This is a genomic window from Streptomyces apocyni (genome assembly GCF_009739465.1).
Taxonomy (GTDB): domain Bacteria; phylum Actinomycetota; class Actinomycetes; order Streptomycetales; family Streptomycetaceae; genus Streptomyces; species Streptomyces apocyni.
This window is the reverse complement of record NZ_WHOM01000067.1, coordinates 45,182-62,889: the sequence shown is the minus strand read 5'-3', so window position 1 is coordinate 62,889 and position 17,708 is coordinate 45,182. Positions and strand designations below refer to the sequence as shown.

18 protein-coding genes are annotated in these 17,708 nt (G+C 69.5%); 5 read left to right on the top strand and 13 right to left on the bottom strand.

Annotation, left to right across the window (positions count from 1 at the left end; all coding sequences use genetic code 11):
- Positions 1–13: 13 nt before the first annotated feature.
- Genes GCN81_RS22330 through GCN81_RS22315 form a run of 4 tightly spaced genes read right to left on the bottom strand, consistent with a single transcriptional unit; the run spans position 14 to position 3,062 of the window.
- Positions 14–1,342, bottom strand: a complete 1,329-nt coding sequence (locus GCN81_RS22330; protein ID WP_156726445.1) for an NADH-quinone oxidoreductase subunit D — start codon at positions 1,340–1,342, stop codon at positions 14–16.
- Positions 1,339–2,133, bottom strand: a complete 795-nt coding sequence (locus GCN81_RS22325; RefSeq protein WP_156726444.1) for an NADH-quinone oxidoreductase subunit C — start codon at positions 2,131–2,133, stop codon at positions 1,339–1,341. Before GCN81_RS22325 ends, GCN81_RS22330 begins: the two co-directional genes overlap by 4 nt.
- Positions 2,130–2,684 (bottom strand): NuoB/complex I 20 kDa subunit family protein, encoded by a 555-nt coding sequence (locus tag GCN81_RS22320; protein WP_156726443.1) that lies wholly within the window; start codon positions 2,682–2,684, stop codon positions 2,130–2,132. Before GCN81_RS22320 ends, GCN81_RS22325 begins: the two co-directional genes overlap by 4 nt.
- An 18-nt stretch (positions 2,685–2,702) precedes the next feature.
- Entirely contained in the window at positions 2,703–3,062 is a 360-nt protein-coding gene (locus tag GCN81_RS22315; RefSeq protein WP_156726442.1) for an NADH-quinone oxidoreductase subunit A, read from the bottom strand.
- A gap of 776 nt (positions 3,063–3,838) precedes the next feature.
- Here GCN81_RS22315 and GCN81_RS22310 point away from each other — a divergent pair.
- Positions 3,839–4,723, top strand: a complete 885-nt coding sequence (locus GCN81_RS22310; protein ID WP_156726441.1) for a C40 family peptidase — start codon at positions 3,839–3,841, stop codon at positions 4,721–4,723.
- A gap of 76 nt (positions 4,724–4,799) precedes the next feature.
- Here the strand turns inward: GCN81_RS22310 and GCN81_RS22305 are convergent, their stop codons facing one another.
- Entirely contained in the window at positions 4,800–6,083 is a 1,284-nt protein-coding gene (locus tag GCN81_RS22305; RefSeq protein ID WP_156726440.1) for a geranylgeranyl reductase family protein, read from the bottom strand.
- 100 nt (positions 6,084–6,183) lie between these two features.
- Here GCN81_RS22305 and GCN81_RS22300 point away from each other — a divergent pair, with 100 nt between their 5' ends.
- Positions 6,184–6,696, top strand: a complete 513-nt coding sequence (locus tag GCN81_RS22300; protein WP_156726439.1) for a GNAT family N-acetyltransferase — start codon at positions 6,184–6,186, stop codon at positions 6,694–6,696.
- Positions 6,697–6,771: 75 nt separating this feature from the next.
- Here GCN81_RS22300 and GCN81_RS22295 read toward each other — a convergent pair whose 3' ends face one another.
- From GCN81_RS22295 to GCN81_RS22275, 5 genes are all read right to left on the bottom strand, one after another.
- Complete coding sequence (locus tag GCN81_RS22295; RefSeq protein ID WP_156726438.1) at positions 6,772–7,683, bottom strand: glutaminase; 912 nt, start codon at positions 7,681–7,683, stop codon at positions 6,772–6,774.
- Positions 7,684–7,693: 10 nt separating this feature from the next.
- Positions 7,694–8,386, bottom strand: a complete 693-nt coding sequence (locus GCN81_RS22290; protein ID WP_156726437.1) for a demethylmenaquinone methyltransferase — start codon at positions 8,384–8,386, stop codon at positions 7,694–7,696.
- A gap of 129 nt (positions 8,387–8,515) precedes the next feature.
- On the bottom strand, positions 8,516–9,166 hold the full coding sequence (locus GCN81_RS22285) for an amidohydrolase family protein (protein ID WP_156726436.1): 651 nt from the start codon (positions 9,164–9,166) through the stop codon (positions 8,516–8,518).
- Positions 9,167–9,203: 37 nt separating this feature from the next.
- Entirely contained in the window at positions 9,204–10,403 is a 1,200-nt protein-coding gene (gene mqnC / locus GCN81_RS22280) for a cyclic dehypoxanthinyl futalosine synthase (RefSeq protein ID WP_156726517.1), read from the bottom strand.
- Positions 10,404–10,541: 138 nt separating this feature from the next.
- The gene (locus GCN81_RS22275) at positions 10,542–11,393 is read right to left on the bottom strand and encodes a menaquinone biosynthetic enzyme MqnA/MqnD family protein (protein ID WP_156726435.1); all 852 of its coding nucleotides are present in this window, start codon (positions 11,391–11,393) and stop codon (positions 10,542–10,544) included.
- Positions 11,394–11,703: 310 nt separating this feature from the next.
- Here GCN81_RS22275 and GCN81_RS22270 point away from each other — a divergent pair, with 310 nt between their 5' ends.
- Positions 11,704–11,907, top strand: coding sequence for a cold-shock protein (locus GCN81_RS22270; protein ID WP_156726434.1), 204 nt, complete (start codon positions 11,704–11,706; stop codon positions 11,905–11,907).
- A gap of 147 nt (positions 11,908–12,054) precedes the next feature.
- Here GCN81_RS22270 and GCN81_RS22265 read toward each other — a convergent pair whose 3' ends face one another.
- Entirely contained in the window at positions 12,055–13,893 is a 1,839-nt protein-coding gene (locus GCN81_RS22265) for an AMP-dependent synthetase/ligase (protein WP_156726433.1), read from the bottom strand.
- A 94-nt stretch (positions 13,894–13,987) separates the two neighbouring features.
- Between GCN81_RS22265 and GCN81_RS22260 the strand changes: the two genes are divergently transcribed.
- Together GCN81_RS22260 and GCN81_RS22255 are read left to right on the top strand one after the other, a co-directional pair.
- Positions 13,988–15,070, top strand: a complete 1,083-nt coding sequence (locus tag GCN81_RS22260) for an AraC family transcriptional regulator ligand-binding domain-containing protein (protein WP_156726432.1) — start codon at positions 13,988–13,990, stop codon at positions 15,068–15,070.
- A gap of 85 nt (positions 15,071–15,155) precedes the next feature.
- The gene (locus GCN81_RS22255; protein WP_156726431.1) at positions 15,156–16,361 is read left to right on the top strand and encodes a lipase family protein; all 1,206 of its coding nucleotides are present in this window, start codon (positions 15,156–15,158) and stop codon (positions 16,359–16,361) included.
- A gap of 36 nt (positions 16,362–16,397) precedes the next feature.
- Here GCN81_RS22255 and GCN81_RS22250 read toward each other — a convergent pair whose 3' ends face one another.
- Together GCN81_RS22250 and GCN81_RS22245 are read right to left on the bottom strand one after the other, a co-directional pair.
- Entirely contained in the window at positions 16,398–17,018 is a 621-nt protein-coding gene (locus GCN81_RS22250) for a TetR/AcrR family transcriptional regulator (protein WP_197287753.1), read from the bottom strand.
- A 218-nt stretch (positions 17,019–17,236) separates the two neighbouring features.
- The gene (locus GCN81_RS22245) at positions 17,237–17,671 is read right to left on the bottom strand and encodes a PLD nuclease N-terminal domain-containing protein (protein ID WP_156726430.1); all 435 of its coding nucleotides are present in this window, start codon (positions 17,669–17,671) and stop codon (positions 17,237–17,239) included.
- Positions 17,672–17,708: the final 37 nt, after the last annotated feature.

Below are 17,708 nucleotides of genomic sequence, written 5' to 3'. Positions count from 1 at the left end.
AGCGATACATCGGTCACCGGTCGACGCCTCCCATCACGGGGTCGATGGATGCCACCGCGACGATGACGTCGGCCACCTGGCCGCCCTCGCACATCGCCGCCGTGGCCTGCAGGTTGGTGAAGGACGGGTCGCGGTAGTGGACCCGGTAGGGGCGGGTGCCGCCGTCGGAGACGACATGTACGCCGAGCTCGCCCTTGGGTGACTCTATGGCGACGTACGCCTGTCCCGGCGGGACCCGGAAACCCTCGGTCACCAGCTTGAAGTGGTGGATCAGGGCCTCCATCGAGGTACCCATGATCTTCTTGATGTGGTCCAGCGAGTTGCCGAGGCCGTCCGGGCCGAGCGCGAGCTGCGCGGGCCAGGCGATCTTCTTGTCGGCGACCATCACCGGGCCCGGCTTCAGGCGGTCCAGACACTGCTCGACGATGCGCAGCGACTGGCGCATCTCCTCCACGCGGATAAGGAAGCGTCCGTAGGAGTCGCAGGTGTCGGCGGTGGCGACCTCGAAGTCGTAGGTCTCGTAGCCGCAGTAGGGGTTGGACTTGCGCAGGTCGTGCGGGAGCCCGGTGGCGCGCAGGATCGGTCCGGTGGCGCCCAGGGCCACACAACCGGTCAGGTCGAGGTAGCCGACGTCCTGCAGCCTGGCCTTGAAGATCGGGTTCCCGGTGGCCAGCTTGTCGTAGTCCGGAATGGTCTTGGTCATCGTCTTCACGAACTCGCGGATCTGGTCCACCGCGCCCGGGGGCAGGTCCTGGGCGAGTCCGCCGGGCCGGATGAACGCGTGGTTCATCCGCAGGCCCGTGATCAGCTCGAAGATGTCGAGGATGTACTCACGGTCGCGGAAGCCACTGATCATCATCGTGGTGGCGCCGAGCTCCATACCGCCGGTGGCGAGGGCCACCAGGTGGGAGGCGATGCGGTTGAGTTCCATCAGCAGGACCCGGACCACCGTCGCCCGCTCCGGGATCTGGTCCTCGATGCCGAGCAGCTTCTCGACCCCGAGGCAGTACGCCGTCTCGTTGAAGAACGGCATGAGGTAGTCCATGCGCGTGACGAAGGTCGTGCCCTGCGTCCAGTTCCGGAATTCGAGGTTCTTCTCGATGCCGGTGTGCAGATAGCCGATGCCGCAGCGGGCCTCGGTGACGGTCTCGCCGTCGATCTCCAGGATGAGCCGGAGCACCCCGTGGGTGGACGGGTGCTGGGGGCCCATGTTGACGATGATGCGCTCGTCGTCGGCCTCGGCCGCGGACTGGACGACCTCGTCCCAGTCGCCGCCGGTGACGGTGTAGACGGTGCCCTCGGTGGTCTCGCGAGGGGACGCGGATGCAGATGGGGTGGTCATGAGTACGACCTCCGCTGGTCCGGAGCCGGGATCTGGGCGCCCTTGTACTCGACGGGGATGCCGCCGAGCGGGTAGTCCTTGCGCTGCGGGAAGCCCTGCCAGTCGTCCGGCATCATGATCCGGGTGAGGGCGGGGTGGCCGTCGAAGATCAGGCCGAAGAAATCGTAGGTCTCGCGCTCGTGCCAGTCGTTGGTCGGATAGAGCGCGACCAGCGAGGGGACGTGCGGGTCGCTGTCCGGCGCGCTGGTCTCGACGCGGATCAGCCTCCCGTGCGTGAGTGAGCGCAGGTGGTAGACGGCGTGCAGCTCGCGGCCCTTGTCCCCGGGGTAGTGGACACCCGAGACGCCCGTGCAGAGCTCGAAGCGCAGCGCGGGGTCGTCGCGCAGGGTCCTGGCGACCTGAACCAGGTGTTCGCGCACGACGTGGAAGGTGAGTTCGCCGCGGTCGACGACGGTCTTCTCGATGGCGGTCTCCGGAAGCAGGTCCTGCTCTTCCAGGGCGCCCTCGAGTTCGTCCGCGACTTCGTCGAACCACCCGCCGTAGGGGCGTACCGCGGGTCCTGGCAGCCGTACGGAGCGGACCAGGCCGCCGTAGCCCGAGGTGTCGCCGCCGTTGTTGGCGCCGAACATGCCGCGCTGGACGCGGACCTCCTCGCCGTGGTCGCCGCGCTGACCCGGCAGGTTGTCGGTGCCGAGGTCTTTCTCCGGGTTGGGCTCGTGCGCCGACTTGGGCTCGCTGGCCGGGTTGGGCTCGTCGGCCGGGTTGGGCTTGCTGTCGTTCGCGTCGCTCACCGGAGCAGCCCCTTCATCTCGATGGTGGGGAGCGCCTTGAGGGCCGCTTCTTCCGCCTCGCGGGCCGCTTCCTCCGCGTTCACACCCAGCTTGGAGGTCTGGATCTTCTGGTGGAGCTTGATAATCGCGTCCAGCAGCATCTCCGGACGCGGTGGACATCCGGGCAGATAGATATCAACAGGCACGATATGGTCAACGCCCTGAACAATCGCGTAATTGTTGAACATTCCACCGGAAGACGCACAAACCCCCATGGAGATCACCCACTTGGGATTCGGCATCTGGTCATAGACCTGGCGCAGCACCGGCGCCATCTTCTGACTGACCCGCCCCGCCACGATCATCAGATCGGCCTGGCGTGGCGAGCCGCGGAACACCTCCATGCCGAAGCGGGCCATGTCATAGCGCCCCGCGCCGGTCGTCATCATCTCGATGGCGCAACAGGCGAGGCCGAAGGTGGCGGGGAAGACGGATGACTTGCGCGCCCAGCCCGCGGCCTGTTCGACGGTGGTCAGCAGAAAGCCGCTCGGCAGTTTCTCTTCGAGTCCCATTGGTGGCCCCTCAGCCCCTCAGTCCCATTCCAGGCCGCCGCGTCGCCATACATACGCATAGGCGACGAAGACGGTGAGCACGAAGAGCAGCATCTCCACGAGCCCGAAAACACCCAGGGCGTCGAAGGTGACGGCCCAGGGATAGAGGAAGACGATCTCGATGTCGAAGACGATGAAGAGCATCGCCGTCAGGTAGTACTTGATCGGGAATCGGCCGCCGCCGGCAGCCGTCGGCGTCGGCTCGATGCCGCATTCATAGGCATCGAGCCGTACCCGGTTATAGCGCTTTGGACCGATAAGCGTGGCCATGACCACGGAGAAGATCGCAAAGCCGGCGGCAAGGGCTCCCAGTACGAGGATGGGGACGTAGGCGTTCACCGCTCCTCGCTCCTCTCAGTCGGCACTGACTGCTTCGGCATACGGACTTCACGGGGCGGGTGCCCTGCCTCACGAAGATCGCGCTTATGTGAGGCAGTTCACAAGCCCAACTGCCCCGCATCCTATGCCCGCCGGTCTGTGATCTGCGACACGGGGTGCGTCCTCGAGTTTGTGATCTCCACCACCTGACGAAGGATCATGAAGTCGGATGAGTGGTGATCTTCATACGCGAAGCACCGAAGAGATCACCAGACGTGACATCTGCTCGCGTTAACCCAGGTCGGAGCGGTGCGGCCTCTATCAAGAGGTAGCGACTGCAAGCAAATTGGCAGCCAGGAGACTCCCCTGATAGAGGGGGCGGCTCGCACGACGAGGCGCGGCGAGGCGCGGCGAGGTGAGCCGAGGGCGCGGGGTACGGGCGCGCGCGGAACGGTGAACGCGTGCACGCGTTCACGAGCGGAGACCCCGCGAAGGGATGCCGCCGACGAGCGCCAGCCGGATCGCGTCCCCGCGGTGACCATTCCGTGACCTGCGCCACACCGCCGAGCGACGGAAAACGGCGGGCTTGGCCAACGATGCGGATGGGTGGTACGCGCTGGGCAAATAGGACGTAACTCGGAAAGCCCATGATCACGGGCTTGATCAGCAGTGTCCGTATTGCCCGTTACGGCGTCAATAAGCTGCGACACGCCCGGGATTCAGCCCGCCATCGCCCAACTGTGGCGCAGCACACGTTTCTTGAAGGGAACCCTCATCCCTTGATACCCGTTGTACTCATGTCTCTCACCGCTCACATACCCAGCCACCGGAAGCCCCGCCGCAGCGCCACCAAGTTGCGTGCCGGAGTTGCCGGTGGCGTCCTCAGCACCCTCGCGGTAGCCGGTGCGTCCGGAGCGGCGAACGCGGCCGAACCGGTGACCGAGACCATCGAGATGCCCGCCCTCACCGGACTCGCGAGCGAGGTGACCGCCGCGGCCGACGCCACCCAGCAGGCGGCTGACACCTACTACCTGCAGGCCGAGCAGGACGCGGCGGCGGCCAAGGCCGCCAAGGAAGCGAAGAAGGCCAAGAAGGAAGCCGAGGCGAAGGCCAAGGCTGAGGCGGAAGCCAAGGCCAAGGCAGAAGCCGAGGCGAAGGCCGAGGCCAAGAAGAAGGCCGAGGAGAAGCGCGCCGCCGAAGAGCGGGCCGCCCGCTCCGCCGAGCGCACCACGCTCAGCACCGCCAGCAGCTCCGCGGGCTCGGGCTCCGGCACCGGCTCCGCCGGTACCTCCGCGAGCGCCTCCACCACGGCCAGCGCGCCCGCCAGCGGCAGCGTCGCGACCGTCGTCTCCTTCCTCAAGGCCCAGCTCGGCGACGCCTACGTGATGGGCGCCACGGGCCCCAACGCCTGGGACTGCTCCAGCCTCGTCCAGGCCGCGTTCAAGCAGGTCGGTGTGGACCTGCCGCGCGTCTCCCAGGACCAGTCGACGGTCGGCACCCAGGTCGGCACGTCCAACCTCCAGGTCGGCGACATCCTGTACTGGGGTTCCGCAGGCTCCGCGTACCACACCGGCGTGTACATCGGTAACGGCCAGTACCTGGACGCCGCCAACCCCGCCAAGGGCGTCGTCATCCAGGACCTCTCGGGTTACCCGGCGACCGGCGCGGTCCGCGTTCTCTGACCGACCCAGAAGCCAAGCAAAGGGCCGGCGTTCCTCTCGGGAACGCCGGCCCTTCGCCGTACGCGCTACGCCGTCCTCAGGACCGCGGGGCCACCTTGCTCAGGCCGTTGATGACCCGGTCCATCGCGTCGCCGCCCGTCGGGTCCGTCAGGTTGGCGAGCATCTTCAGCGTGAACCGCATCAGCATCGGGTGGGTCAGACCGCGCTGCGTCGCGATCTTCATGACCTTCGGGTTGCCGATGAGCTTCACGAAGGCGCGGCCCATCGTGTAGTAGCCGCCGTAGGTGTCCTTGAGGACCTTCGGGTAGCGCTGGAGGGCCAACTCCCGCTGCGAGGGGGTCTGCCGGGCATGCGCCTGGACGATCACGTCCGCGGCCAGCTGTCCCGATTCCATCGCATAGGCGATGCCCTCGCCGTTGAACGGGTTGACGAGGCCGCCCGCGTCGCCCACGAGCAGCAGCCCACGGGTGTAGTGCGGCTGCCGGTTGAAGGCCATCGGCAGCGCCGCGCCCCGGATCGGCTGGGTCATGTTCTCCGGGACGTACCCCCAGTCCTCGGGCATCGAGGCGCACCAGGCCTTCAGCACCTCGCGCCAGTCCAGCTCCCTGAAGGCGGAGGACGAGTTGAGGATGCCGAGGCCCACGTTGGACGTACCGTCGCCCATGCCGAAGATCCAGCCGTAGCCCGGCAGCAGCCGGTCCTCGGCGCCGCGCCGGTCCCACAGCTCCAGCCAGGACTCCAGATAGTCGTCGTCATGGCGCGGCGAGGTGAAGTACGTACGGACCGCGACGCCCATCGGGCGGTCCTCGCGGCGGTGCAGCCCCATCGCCAGCGAGAGCCTCGTCGAGTTGCCGTCGGCGGCGACGACCAGGGGCGCGTGGAAGGTGGCTGCGCGCTTCTCCTCGCCCAGCTTGGCCCGTACGCCGGTGATCCGCCCGGTGCGGTCGTCGATGATCGGGGCGCCGACGTTGCAGCGCTCATACAGTCGGGCGCCCGCCTTCTGCGCCTGCCGGGCCAGTTGCTCGTCGAAGTCGTCACGCTTGCGTACGAGTCCGTAGTCCGGGTACGACGCCAGCTCCGGCCAGTCCAGCTGCAGGCGCACGCCACCGCCGATGATGCGCAGGCCCTTGTTGCGCAGCCAGCCCGCCTCTTCGGAGATGTCGATGCCCATGGAGACCAGCTGCTTGGTGGCACGCGGGGTGAGCCCGTCGCCACAGACCTTCTCGCGCGGGAACGCGGTCTTCTCCAGGAGCAGGACGTCAAGTCCGGCCTTCGCCAGGTAGTACGCGGTCGTGGAACCGGCTGGCCCGGCCCCGACGACGATCACATCTGCGCTGTGTTCGGAGAGGGGCTCGGTCACGGCGGGATCTCCCCCGGTCTTGAGAATTTGCGTGCCGAAGGCACTGGACGTGTGCAGTCTATGGGGGTGTGTTGATCACGAACCCGAAGGGCTGCCTCAGATGACTCCCACACCTCCTGACCTCCGGCTGCGCGTCCCCACGGACGAGGACGCCTACGCCTGGCACGAGGTCTTCGCCGACCGCGAGGTCATGGAGTTCCACGGCGGCGCACCGGCCGAGCTGTCCGCGTACCAGGAACTGACGGCCCGGCAGCGCAAGCACGACGCCGAACACGGCTTCTGTTTCTGGACGGTACTGGACGAGGACGACCAGGTCCTGGGGTTCACCGGCGCCCAGCACTGGCCGCATGACTGGGGCCCGGTGGGCGAGATCGAGATCGGCTGGCGGCTCGCGCGCCGCGCGTGGGGCCGCGGCTACGCGACGACGGCCGCGCGCGCGACGCTGGAGCGGCTGCGGGCGGCCGGGGTGGCGGAGGTGGTCGCGATGGTCAACCCGGGCAACACGCGGTCCGTCGCGGTGACGCGACGGCTGGGCATGCGCCACGCGGAGACCTTCGCGATACCGGGCCGGGAGACGGAAGGGCACTGCTTCCGGCTCGCCCTGGGCCGGTAACCGGGCCCGCCCTGGCCGCCCGGTAGCCGCGCCCGGCCACGCCCAGAGCTGTCGTGGCGGGGCGCGGCGCGGCGGTCAGAATACGGAGAGGCCCGTGAGCGTCGTGAAGCGGTCGAGCGCCGCGACTCCGGCGACCGAGTTGCCCCGCTCGTCGAGCCCCGGACTCCACACGCACAGCGTGCCCTTGCCCGGCAGCACCGCGAGGATGCCACCGCCGACCCCGCTCTTGCCCGGCAGCCCGACCCGGTGGGCGAAGTCGCCCGCCGCGTCATACGTCCCGCAGGTCATCATCACCGCGTTGATCTGCTTGGCCTCGCTACGGCTCAGCAGCCTGCCGCCGTCCGCGCGGACACCGTGCCGGGCCAGGAAGCCACCGGCCAGGGCGAGGTCGGCGCAGCTCATCTCGATCGAGCACTGCCGGAAGTAGTGGTCGAGCAAGGTCGGCACGGGGTGCCGGATGTTCCCGTACGAGGCCATGAAGTGGGCCAGCGCCGCGTTGCGGTCGCCGTGCGCGGACTCGGACGCGGCGACCTCTATGTCGAAGCCGAGGTCCGGGTTGCCGCTCTCGGCCCGCAGGAAATCCAGCAGGTCCTCACTGGCGTCGCCGGTGAGCGTCTGCAGCCGGTCGGTGACGACCAACGCGCCCGCGTTGATGAAGGGATTGCGCGGAATGCCGTTCTCGTACTCCAGCTGCACCAGGGAGTTGAACGGATTGCCGGACGGCTCCCGGCCCACCTGCTCCCACAGGGTCGGCCCGTCCTGGGCCAGGACCAGGGCGAGCGTGAACACCTTGGTGATCGACTGCGCGGAGAACGGCGTACGCCACTCCCCCACGCCGTAGACCTTCCCGTCGGTGTCCGCGAGCGCTATGCCGAAGCGGCTCGGGTCGACGGAGGCCAACGCGGGGATGTAGTCGGCGGACCGGCCGCGGCCAGGGGTGGCCGCGACGTCGTCCGCGATCTGTTCCAGGACGTGCTGGTAGTTCACGAGCCGGGCCTCAGGCCTTGAAGCCCCGGTGCAGTGCGACCACACCACCGGTCAGATTGCGCCAGGCGACCTTCGACCAACCCGCCTCCCGCAGCATGCGGGCGAGCGCGGGCTGGTCGGGCCAGCTGCGGATCGACTCGGCGAGATAGACGTACGCGTCCGGGTTCGAGGAGACGGCGCGCGCGACCGGGGGCAGCGCGCGCATCAGGTACTCGGTGTAGACCGTGCGGAAGGGCGCCCAGGTGGGCTGGCTGAACTCGCAGATGACGACCCGGCCGCCGGGCTTGGTCACGCGGTACAGCTCGCGCAGCGCGGCGTCTGTCCGCTGGACGTTGCGCAGCCCGAAGGAGATGGTGACGGCGTCGAAGACGTCGTCCTGGAAGGGCAGCCGGGTCGCGTCACCCGCGGTCAGCGGCAGATGCGGATGGTTGCGCTTTCCGACCCGGAGCATGCCGAGCGAGAAGTCACAGGGCACCACGTAGGCACCGGTCTGGGTGAAGGGCAGCGACGAGGTGGCGGTACCCGCGGCGAGGTCGAGGATCTTCTGCGCGGGCCGGGCATCCACCGCCTTGGCGACCTGCTTGCGCCAGAACCGGTCCTGTCCGAGGGACAGCACGTCGTTCGTGAGGTCGTAGTTCTCGGCCACGTCGTCGAACATCGAGGCGACTTCGTGCGGCTGCTTGTCCAAGGATGCGCGGGTCACCCAGCCATTGTGGCAGGGGCCACTCCGCCGCCCCGCGACCGGGGAGGGGGCCGCGCCGCGGGCCGCGCGAGCGGGTCAGCGGGTGCGAGTGAGGGGGTGCGGGTAGCGGGTGCGGGTAGCGGGTGCGAGTCAGCGGGTGCGGTGGACCAAGCGACCGGCGAGCACCGTGGCCACGCAGGTGGCGGCGCCACGCTCCGCCAGCGCCGCCTCGTCGGGGACATCGAACGCGGCCAGGTCAGCCCGCGCGCCCACGCTCAGTGGGGCGTGTACGGAGCCGGTCAGGTCGTGGCCCTCGGCGAACGGGTCCAGGCTCGGGCCGCCCACCAGCACACCCGGCGCGCCGACCGCGGACACCTCGGTCAGCCCGGAGCGGGTGACCGCCTGGCGCACCGGGCCGGGGAAGGAACCGGCGACGTGGGTCGTGCCGTGTGCCAGCATCCGCTGCAAACCTCGGCGGACGCTGCCCGACCAGCGGGCCTCGTCCAGTACCGGCGCCAGCTTGGCCAGTGCCTCGCCGGTGACCGGCTCGGTGCCGAGTTCGTCGGCCTCGCGGGGGTCGGGGTGGTAGGCCCGGGTCAGCAGCCAGCGGGCGTGCCACTGCCGCAGACCGGGCGTGAGCAGGCCCGGCCAGCGCCGGACGCGGGCCTGCGGATAGGCCGCGGCCAGCTCCTCGTACGGGCCGATCGCCGCGATCCGGTCGCCGTCGACGGCGACCGCGCCGTCCGGGACCGGTGCCGCGCCGACCGGCAGGACCAGTGGCGCGGCGTGCAGGGTCAGCAAGGCGGCCTCCGAGTCTGGGTCACCGCTCTCGGCGATCTCAGTTGGTGGTGAGCAGCTTCAGCTCGGGGTGGGCCGTGCCGCCCTCGATCGCGGTGGAGGAGATGTGCGAGGCCACCCGCTCGTCGACCGGGTCGTTCGCCGGGTCGTCGTGCACGGTGATGTGCTCGTACGTGGTGGTGCGCTGGGCCGGGACACGGCCCGCCCGGCGGATCAGGTCGATGATCTCCAGCCGGTTGGAGCGGTGCTTGGCACCGGCCGACGACACCACGTTCTCCTCGAGCATGATCGAGCCCAGGTCGTCCGCGCCGTAGTGCAGCGAGAGCTGGCCGATCTCCTTGCCCGTGGTCAGCCAGGAGCCCTGGATGTGGGCGACGTTGTCGAAGAAGAGCCGGGCGATCGCGATCATGCGCAGGTACTCGAAGATCGTCGCCTGGGTACGGCCCTTGAGGTGGTTGTTCTCGGGCTGGTACGTGTACGGGATGAAGGCCCGGAAGCCGCCGGTCCGGTCCTGTACGTCGCGGATCATGCGCAGGTGCTCGATGCGCTCGGCGTTGGTCTCGCCGGTACCCATCAGCATCGTGGACGTGGATTCCACGCCCAGGCCGTGCGCGATCTCCATGATCTCCAGCCAGCGCTCGCCGGACTCCTTGAGCGGCGCGATCGCCTTGCGTGGCCGCGCCGGGAGCAGCTCGGCGCCCGCGCCGGCGAAGGAGTCGAGCCCGGCCGCGTGGATGCGCTCGATCGCCTCCTTCGCGGACACCCCGGAGATCCGGGCCATGTGCTCGATCTCGGAGGCCCCCAGCGAGTGGATGACCAGCTGCGGGAACTCCTTCTTGATCGCGGAGAAGTGCTCCTCGTAGTACTCCACGCCGAAGTCGGGGTGGTGTCCGCCCTGGAACATGATCTGCGTGCCACCGAGCTCGACGGTCTCGGCGCAGCGCCGCAGGATGTCGTCGAGGTCGCGGGTCCAGCCCTTGTCGACGGCCTTCGGCGGGGCGTAGAAGGCGCAGAACTTGCACGCCGTCACGCAGACGTTCGTGTAGTTGATGTTCCGCTCGATGATGTACGTCGCGATGTGCTCGGTGCCCGCGTACCGCCGCTTGCGGACCGTGTCGGCGGCGGCGCCGAGCGCGTGCAGCGGCGCGGAGCGGTAGAGGTCGAGCGCCTCTTCGTGCGTGATCCGCCCACCCTCGGCGGCGCGGTCGAGGACGGACTGAAGCGCGGCCTTCTCGGTCACCGGGACGTCCCTTTCAGCAGGGTTCGCCATGGGCGATTCCATGGCTGGGCGGACCGATCCAGCGTACGCCAGCGCTCTGACAGGCCCTGCGGGCGGTTGCCTTGGGCCACCCGGTCCCTTCGTGGGTCACCCGGTCTCTTAGCGGGCGAGCAGCTCTACGCGCGCGTGCGGGTCGAAGCCGGTGGTCGGGCCGACCCGGCGGGCGAACTCGGCCACCCCGGCGAGCTGCTCGGTGCCGAACCGGAAGTCCAGCGTCGTGAAGTAGCGCTCCAGGACCTCCGCGTCGAAGGCCTCCCAGCGCGCCGCCTGCTCGGCGACCTTGCCGACCTCCGCCAGCGACACGTCACGCGAGGACAGGAACGCCTCGTGCACCTTGTGGACGACTTCGGGCTCGCGTGCCAGGTAGTCGCGCCGCGCCGCCCACACCGCGAACACGAAGGGAAGCCCGGTCCAGTCCTTCCACATCTGCCCCAGGTCATGGACCTCGAGCCCGAGCCGCGGCCCGTCGTGCAGATTGGCCCGCAGCGCGGCGTCCCCGATCAGTACGGCGGCCTCCGCCTCCTGCATCATCACGCCGAGGTCCGGCGGGCACGTGTAGTAGTCGGGGGTCACGCCGACGCGCTCGGCGAGCATCAGCTGCGCCAGGCGTACGGACGTACGCGAAGTGGACCCGAGGGCCACCCGCGCCCCGTCAAGCCGTTCCAGCGGCAGCTGCGACACGATGACGCAGGACATCACCGGGCCGTCACAGCCCACCGCGATGTCCGGCATCGCGACCAGGTCGTCGGCGTGCTTGAGGAATTCCACGAGGGTGATCGGCGCGATGTCCAGTTCGCCCCGTACGAGCTGCTCACTGAGCCGCTCCGGGGTGTCCTTGGAGAGCTCGAAGTCGAGCAGTGCCCCGGTTCTGGCCAGTCCCCAGTAGAGAGGAAGGCAGTTCAGAAACTGAATGTGACCGACGCGGGGCCGGCTGCGGGGAGAATGGTCCACATCGTGAGGCTAGCTCCCACGGTCCGGGGCGCGAGTCCGGGGCTCCATTCACTCTCTGTCAAGACGCAGGTCACCGGCTCGTCAACCTTCGCGCAGCCGCTTTCAGACATTCGAGTGACGCGATCTTGCCCTCTACCCTCACCAGGCACCTGCGTGCTAGGCTCGCCGCAAGTTGCAGTTTGGTTTCCCTTGCAGTACAGAGCCTGCGGAGCATGTAACCGCAGGCTCTCGTCGTTTTCAGACTTTTGCAGTAGTGGTTGACACTCGCAGGTTCTGGAGCAGGGCAACCCTTTGGCCCAAGGAGGGCTTTATGGCTACCGGAACCGTGAAGTGGTTCAACGCTGAAAAGGGCTTCGGCTTCATCGCCCAGGAAGGCGGCGGCCCGGATGTGTTCGTCCACTACTCCGCGATCAACGCCTCTGGCTTCCGCTCCCTCGAGGAGAACCAGCCGGTGACGTTCGACGTCACGCAGGGCCCGAAGGGCCCGCAGGCGGAGAACGTCTCCCCGGCCTGATCCGGTATCCCGGTTCTCTGATCCGGAACGGATAGTGAGATAGCAGTACCCAAGGAGCCCTGCCCCTCCGCCTCGGCGGAGGGAGCGGGGCTCCTGCCTTTTTTGCCTTCTTCAGCCCCGCTCAGGTTCCAGTGCCGCCAGCGCCACTCAGGGCCCCGTCGCGTACAGGGCCTCCACCCGGTCGGCGAAGCGGGCCAGCACCGCCTGGCGGCGGACCTTCATGCTTGGCGTCAGCAGGCCGTTCGCGACACTGAAATCGTCGTCGAGGATCTCGAAGGCCCGAATACGGGCCGGTCGGGACACCTCAGCGTTCGCGGCGTCCACCGCCTCCTGGACCAGCTCGCGCACCCGTGCGTTCCCGCCAGGGCGCTCCCCCAGCTCGATGCCCTCGCGGGCGGCCAGACCCGCCAGCTCCTCCGGGTCCAGCGTGATCAGCGCGACCGGATACGGACGGTGGTCACCGACCATCACCGCTCGGGAGACATAGCGTGACCGCTGGATGGCGAACTCCACCGGCGACGGTGCGAGGTTCTTGCCACCCGAGGTGATGATCAGGTCTTTTTTGCGTCCGGTGATGAAGAGGAAGCCGTCCTCGTCCAGGGACCCCAGGTCGCCCGTGTGCAGCCAGCCATCCGCGTCCAGCGCCGCGGCCGTGGCCTCGGGGTTGCCGTGGTAGCCGGGGAAGACGTTCACACCCCGGGCCAGTACCTCGCCGTCCTCGGCGATCTGGACCTCGCAGCCCGGCATCGGGCGTCCGACCGAGCCGTAGCGCAGCGCGCCCGGGTGGTTGAGCGCGATCACCCCGCCGGACTCGGTCATTCCGTATCCCTCGAAGATCGCTATGCCGCAGGCGCGCAGAAAGTCCAGCGTGCTCGGCGCGATCGGCGCCGCACCGGTCAGCGCCCACCTCAGCCGCCCGCCGAAGGCCGCCCTGACCAGGCCGAACAGCTTCTCGTCCGCGGCCTCGAAGGCCTCGCGAAGCTCGCCGGTCGGCTGCTCGCCCCGCTCGCGCAGCTCGGCGACCCGGACGCCGACCCGGATCGCCTCAGCGAACCGCTCCCGGCCGCCCGCCTCCGCCTCGGCCAGGCCCAGGACCACCGAGTGCACCTTCTCGAAGAGGCGCGGCACGGACGGCAGATGGGTGGGCGCGACCTCGGCCAGCTCACCGACGATGTCCTCGATCCGGCCGCCGAAGTACGCCAGCGTGCCGCCCTGTAGCAGCGCCTTGAACTCGATCAGCTGGGCCATGACATGCGCGAGTGGGAGATAGAGGTAGGTACGGTCGCCGGGTCCGCCCGGGATCAGGTTCAGGGTGCCGTCCCGCACGGAGCCGAAGTTGCCGTGGGTGATCAGGCAGCCCTTGGGCAGACCGGTGGTACCCGAGGTGTAGACGAGGGTGGCCAGGTCGTCGTCCGTACGGGCCTCAGCGCGGGCCAGCAGCTCGGGAAGCGGCGCCTGGTCGGGCAGCTCGCGCAGGGCTAGGGGCGAGACGTCCCCTGGGTCCTTGGCGCCTGCCTCGGTCATGAGCACGATGTGGCGGATGCCCGGCAGCTTGGCGCGCAGCCGCTCGACCTTCGCGGCCTGGGCGGTGTTCTCGCAGATCACCACGGAGGCGCCGGAGTCCCCGAGCACCCAGGCCACCTCCTCGTCGCCGGCCGTCGGATAGACCGGCACCACCACGGCGCCCGCCGCGAACGCCCCGAAGTGGGCATACGTCCACTCGGGCCGGGTCTCGCCGAGGATCGCCACCCGGTCATCGGGGCGTACCCCGAGGCCGATCAGACCCCTGCCGACGGCGCGTACGGTCTCGCGAAGCTCCGCGTAGCTGACCTCGGCCCACCCGTCAGCGGCTTCCGCGGCGCCTACGCCTTTCGGGGCCTTGAAGCGCAGGGCGGGGTGCTCGGCGAAACGTTCCGCCACCCATTCCACGAACACGGCCAGACTCTTGGGCTGTTCCGGCTGCGGCTGTTCCGTCTGCGGCTGCATGCGTACGACGCTACGGACACGCCCCGACGGGCGGGGATGACCGGAAGCGTCACCACCGCTGACCTACGCGCTCAATCCCGCTACCGTCATGGGCATGGCGAGGCGGACGGTCACCGTGCACCACGTACGGGCCGTGCTGCGCGGCGCCCAGCGCCACGGCGTCGACACCGTGCCCCTGCTCCAGGCCGCCCAGATCCCCCCGTTGCTGCTCGGCGACGACCGGGCGCGGATCACCTCGGCGCAGTTCGTCCGGCTGTTCCGGGAGCTTTACCGGGCGACCCAGGACGAGTTCCTCGGGCTCGGGACGGCGGTCAGCAGGCCGGGGACGTTCGCGATGATGTGCCGGACCACCTACGGCTGCCGCGACCTGGGCTCCGCGGTGGAGCGCGCGATCACGTTCTACGGGCTGTTCCCCAGCGGCCCCGACCTCGTGCTGCACCGGTCCGACGACGAGGCCGTGTTCACCGTACGCGGCGACATCGCCGGGGACGAGGACCGCTTCCTCACCGAGTGCGTCCTCGCCATCTGGCACCGGCTGTGCAGCTGGCTGATCGGCCGCCGCATCCCGCTGCGCTGGGCGGCGTTCGGCTATCCACCGCCGCCGCACCAGGACGAGTACGCGGAACTCTTCGGCTGCCAGGTGCGTTTCGGCGCCGTGCGGACGGGCGCGGGCTTCGCGCCGCACTGGCTGGACGCGCCGCTGATCCGGGACGAGGACGAGCTGGAGCGGATGCTGCGCCGGGCGCCCTTCGACCTGCTCAGCCGCCGGGAGTACGAGACGACCGTGGCCGAACAGGTGCGGCGGGCGCTGGCGCGGGCACTCGCTGACCAGGGTGACGCGCCGCGGCTGCCCGCGCTGGGTGAGATCGCGGGGCGGCTCGCGGTGAGCCCGGCGACGCTGCGCCGTCGTCTCGCGGCCGAGTCCACCTCGTACCAGCAGCTGAAGGACACCGTGCGGCGGGACGCGGCGATCGCGGGGCTCGCCGAGGGGCGGGAGCCGATCGCGGAGCTCGCGGCGCGGCTTGGCTTCTCCGAGGACACCGCATTCCACCGGGCGTTCAGGCGATGGACGGGGACGACGCCGGGGGCGTACCGGATCGGGCACGCGGTCGTTAGCGATTCATCCAGTTATCCACCCAGTTTCCTGCCAGGTGAGACGCGGAGTCAGCAAAGCTGAGCGTCCCGGTCAGCGCGTAACTTACCCGCCGGTCACTACCTTCCTGGCAACTATCCCTGCCCCACAGGACAGTTGGGAGAGCCGCATGCACATCCGTATGCCCAGAAGGCTGGGCGGGGTGATCACCGCGCTGACACTGGCGGCCGCCCTGCCCGCGGTCGGTACGTCAGCCGCGCAGGCCGCACAGACCGAGCCGACGGCGCGGGCCGAGCAGAACTCCGGCAGCAACCCCGGTGACGTGGTCAGCGTGGAGGACTCGGCCTTCCACCCGCTGCCCGGCCAGCCGACGAACACCAAGGCCTGGAAGATCCACTACCGCTCGACCGACGCGCTGGGCCAGCCGAACACCGTCTCCGGCACGGTCATCGTCCCGCAGGACGGCCGGAAGGGCCCCCGGCCCCTGATCACCTACGCCGTCGGCACGGTCGGACTCGGCGACCAGTGCGCCCCCAGCGCGGGCTTCCCCCACGGCACCACACTGGAGGCCAACCTCATCCAGCAGCTCACCTGGCGCGGCTGGGCGGTAGCCGTCACCGACTACGAGGGTCTGGGCACCCCCGGCGAACACACCTACACCGCGGGACGCTCCGCCGGCCACGCGATGCTCGACGCGGCCCGCGCCGCCCAGCGCATCCCGGCCGCCGCCGCTTCCGGCCTCACCCCCGACAGCCCGATCGGCATCATGGGCTACTCCCAGGGTGGGCAGGCCTCCAGTTGGGCCGCCGAGCTGAAGGCGTCGTACGCGCCCGAGCTCAAGGTGAAGGGGACCGCGACGGGCGGGGTCCCGGCGAAGCTCGCCCCGCTCGCCTCCGTGCATGACGGGTCGTACGGCGCCGGGCTGCTGTTCATGGCCGCGTCCGGGCTGGACGCCGCCTACCCCGAGCTGCGGCTGGACTCGTATCTGAACGACTCCGGGAAGAAGCTCATCGGCACCCTCAGGGGCAACTGTGTGGCGGCCAACGCCGTGCTCGGGGCCTTCAAGAAGATCTCCGACATGACGCACACCAACCCGCTGGACACGCCCGAGTGGCAACGGCGGCTCGGCGACTCCGACCTGGGCGGGACGAAGCCCGACCACCCGGTCTACCTGTACCACGCGGTCGCCGACGAGCTGATCCCGTACGGCCTCGGCAGGCAACTGGGCAAGGACTGGTGCGCCAAGGGCGGCAACGTCAAGTGGCGGACGATCCTGCTCGGTGAGCATGTGTCCGCCGTGATCACGGAGGCGACGGCGGTCCAGAACTGGCTGGCGGCCCGCTTCGCGGACAGGCCGACGAACGGCACCTGCTAGGCCACCTGGCCAGCACGCGGCGCGCCTCCCAGGTTCTCAGAGCCTGGGAGGCGACCACGACTCCCCGCGCATCAGGTTGCCCAGGCCCGCCCAGGCGAAGTTCATCAGCGTCGCCGCGGCGTTCTTGGCCGAGACGCCGGGTGTGGCGTTCGCCCATACGGCGAGCGACTCCGCGGCACCCACCAGCGCCTCGGCGAGCCCGGCGACCTCGTGCGCGGGCAGCGCCGGATCGTGGTGCGCCTCGCGGGCCGCCTCCACGATCAGCAGGGTCACGAACGCCACGATCTCCTCGCGCATCACGGCGACCTCGCGGGCGAACGGCTCGCCGTGCGTACGGGCCTGACTGTGCAGGACCGCCCACCCGTCGGGGTGTTCCGCGGTGTGCGTGAAGAACGCCCGCAGCCCGGCCCAGAGCTGCCGGTCGGCTGGTTCGCCGGGGGTGACCCCGGTGCGTACGGCCTCGACGAGTGCGGCCGCCTCCCGGCGGATGCACGCCGTGAACAGCTCTTCCTTGGAGTTCAGATAGAGATAGACGAGCGGCTTGGACACCCCCGCCAGCTCGGCGATCTCGTCCATCGACGCCGCGCGGTAGCCGCGCTGCCCGAAGGTGCGCACCGCCGCGTCCATCATCTGCCGCTCGCGCACCGCGCGCGGCATCCGCTTCTGCCTGCCCGTCGGCTTGCGGACGGCCTTCGCCGTCCTCGCCGCCCCCTGCACCGAACCGTCGGTTTCCACCGCGCCCACCCCGGCCCCCCAATTCGCACATCCTGGCCAGAGTCAAGCCTACGGTTCACACCAGGCGGGCGATGGCAGGTCCGAGGACCCGGCGAAGGGTCCTCGGACCTGAGCGGCGGGCCCGAGGACCAAGCGGCGGGTCAGGACTTCGGCGGAGCGTCTTCCGGGCCGCCGTTCTCGCGGCGCTTCATCTCCTCCTCGCGGCGGCGCAGATCCGCCTCCCACTCCTTCATCAGCTCATCGTCGTCCTTGTCCTTCGCGCTGTCCTTGTCCTTCGCGCTCGCGTCGCGCTTGGCGGACTCCTCGCTGGACTCCTCCTCGCGCAGCGACCTGAGGAAGTCGGGGTTGTCATCAGGCGCGACCCAGCCGCCGCGCCCGCCGGAGGCGCTCTGGACGGTGCGGTCCTTGCCGACGATCAGCCAGGAGATGGAGCCGACGAGCGGGAAGAGCAGGATCAGGATCGCCCACAGCGGCTTGGGGATGAAGCGAACCTCCTGCTCATCGGTGGTGATGCAGTCGATGAACGCGAAGATGCCGAGTGCCAGCGGCACCAGGATCATCAGCACCCGGAGCATGAGGTGTCCCCCTGAGCGTGGACTGAGCGTGGAGATC